This is a genomic window from Bacillus cereus group sp. MYBKT14-1 (assembly GCF_051915185.1).
GTDB lineage: Bacteria > Bacillota > Bacilli > Bacillales > Bacillaceae_G > Bacillus_A > Bacillus_A cereus.
In genome coordinates this window covers 1-2,534 of record NZ_JBQAEF010000041.1, presented here as the reverse complement: position 1 = coordinate 2,534, position 2,534 = coordinate 1, and the positions used below count along the sequence as shown (strand labels likewise).

The following is a 2,534-nucleotide window of genomic DNA, read 5'->3' as shown; positions in this document are numbered from 1 at the left end:
AATTGACGTTTCACGTTGTTTGTTTCGTTCAGTTTTCAAAGAACTACTTGGTCGCTCATTTGCGACTTCCTTATGTTAACATCTTCGTTAGTTAATGTCAACTAAGTTTTTTATTTCGTTTGTCGCTTTCGACGTTAATGTCATCGGCGACTTGTTCTATATTACACCTCTAAGGTGTAATCGTCAATACATTTTTATAAAAAACTTCACTTTTTTAAAACTCTATTTACATACCTCTTCTATAAGAATATATAAGCAACCCATATAATACTCTATGGGTTGCTTTCCATCATAAAAACTATTGTTCTTTTGAAGGCACCGAACAACTTCCATCAGTACAAGAAATATCGCTTCCACCCTCTGAAGAAAGTTCTTGCAACTTAGGTGCAGGATTCTCTTCTTCCCACACTTGCTGAAGTGCACCAACAAAAGTTTCAAGTGGTTGTGCACCTGAAATAGCATACTTTTGATTAATAATAAAATAAGGCACTCCCGAAATTTGATATTGCTGAGCAATCGCTTCATCAATTCTAACATCATTTGCATACGCATTTTTATCATTAATAACATTTAAAGCTTCTTGCTTATCTAAACCTGAAGCTTCAGCGATAGTAGCAAGTATATCCACATCGCTTAAATTTTTCGATTCAGTGAAATATGCAAAAAGTAAATTTTCTGTAATCTCTTTTTCTTTCCCTTGATTCTTTGCAAACTTCGCAAGACGATGCGCATCAAAAGTATTAGTCGGCTTCATCTCATCAAAATTAAAACTTAAACCCATACTAGCTGCATGATTTCCTAACTGTACGTTATTACGCTTAGCTTCTTCAATACTAATTCCATACTTTGATGCAAGTACTTCATTAATACTTGTTCCAGAATAGATTGGAGCATTTTGGTCTAATTCAAAACTTTTAAACTCAACTTCAACATCCTTCTTATGTGGAAATTGCTCTAAAGCCATCTCTAATCTACGTTTCCCAATATAGCAAAATGGGCATACAAAATCCGACCATACTTCAATTTTCATAAAAAACACCTCATTAACATTTAGTTTTCAATCATTGTAGCACTGAGATTAAGGAATTCAAAAGTTTTTGCTCTATCTCCTTCATATAGTACATACAAAAACACACTTATAGCAGAATACCTAATTAACAAAAAAACGATAATCAAAAGGATTAACTATTATCCCTCCGATTATCGTCTATATAAATGCAACAACTTTAATTATGCCGGAATATACTTCCCTACGAACTTCCATACAGTATTCCAATATTTATTCGAATCTACTTTCTCCGCTTCTCCATGTCCAGCACCTGGAACAATTAATTTCTCTTTTTCTACTTTTGCAGCATTATATACTTCATCTAACATTTCAAAAGGAACGAATGTATCAGCATCCCCATGAATGAACAGCATAGGTGTTTTACTTTTCGCTACTTGTTTTACAGCTGAAGCCTCTTCTAAATCGTAACCAGCTCTTAATTTAGTAACCGTATTTGCCGCATTCATAACAGGAAACTTCGGTAAATGGAATAAATCTTTTAGTTGATAAGTAAATTCATCAATAACAGTTGAGTATCCACAATCTTCAATAATAACTTTAACATTAGAAGGTAAATCTTCTCCTGAAGTCATCATTACAGTTGCCCCGCCCATTGAAACACCAAATAGAGCTATTTCAGCATTAGGGTCTTTCTTCAAGATTTGTTGAATCCAAATCAAAACATCTTTACGATCATGCCAGCCCATACCAACATAATCCCCTTCACTATTTCCGTGTCCACGAAGGTCTGGTGCTATGACATTATAGCCTTGTTCATAAAAGTTACGAACATATTTCGTCATTTCTGATGCTCTACCATTGTATCCATGAACTACAATTGCCCATTTATGACTGGATGGTTCATTCATATATTCATAACCTTTTAAATTTAATTTATCGAAAGAACGTATAGTTAATGTGTTAGGTTTATACTTCGATACGAAGTTTGCATTCTTTTCTTCATTTGCAGCCAATACATCTCCCGACGCATTTACCGTTTCTACTAAATGAGGATTATCTTGCAAAAATTCTTTTTCTTGTTTCGCATTTAACGCGTAGTTATAAAAATAATTCCCAACTAACATATACACGATTACTAGCAGGACTAAGACTACTATAGTAATTATACTTATCTTTTTCATATTATCTCCTTTTCTAACTTAAATCTTCTTATATTAAAGTACATCAAAAACAACTGTACTATTTTAACACACTGATGAATCCTATCTTTAAGAAATAAAATAGAAAATCTTAAATTACATATAAAGAATTACGAAAGAAATTGAATAAAACTTATATAGCTACGTACTCAAAAACCTTTTTGAAAAGCGAGAAGCACTTCAAAATATTTAGCTTTGAAAAGAAGTTATAAAACACAAAAAAGACGAGTCATTCTGACTCGTCTTAAAGTTGCTTGGCGACGTCCTACTCTCACAGGGACAAGGTCCCAACTACCATCGGCGCTAGAGAGCTTAACTTCCGTGTT

The 2,534-nt window shown here is 33.4% G+C and carries 2 protein-coding genes; both read right to left on the bottom strand.

Features of this window, described 5'->3' with window-relative positions:
* Positions 1–298 precede the first annotated feature (298 nt).
* Positions 299–1,030: a DsbA family oxidoreductase gene (locus ACTFO4_RS30290; RefSeq protein WP_017674605.1), complete on the bottom strand. Its 732-nt coding sequence runs from the start codon at positions 1,028–1,030 to the stop codon at positions 299–301.
* Positions 1,031–1,230: 200 nt separating this feature from the next.
* Positions 1,231–2,190: an alpha/beta hydrolase gene (locus ACTFO4_RS30285; RefSeq protein WP_000723974.1), complete on the bottom strand. Its 960-nt coding sequence runs from the start codon at positions 2,188–2,190 to the stop codon at positions 1,231–1,233.
* Positions 2,191–2,534: the final 344 nt, after the last annotated feature.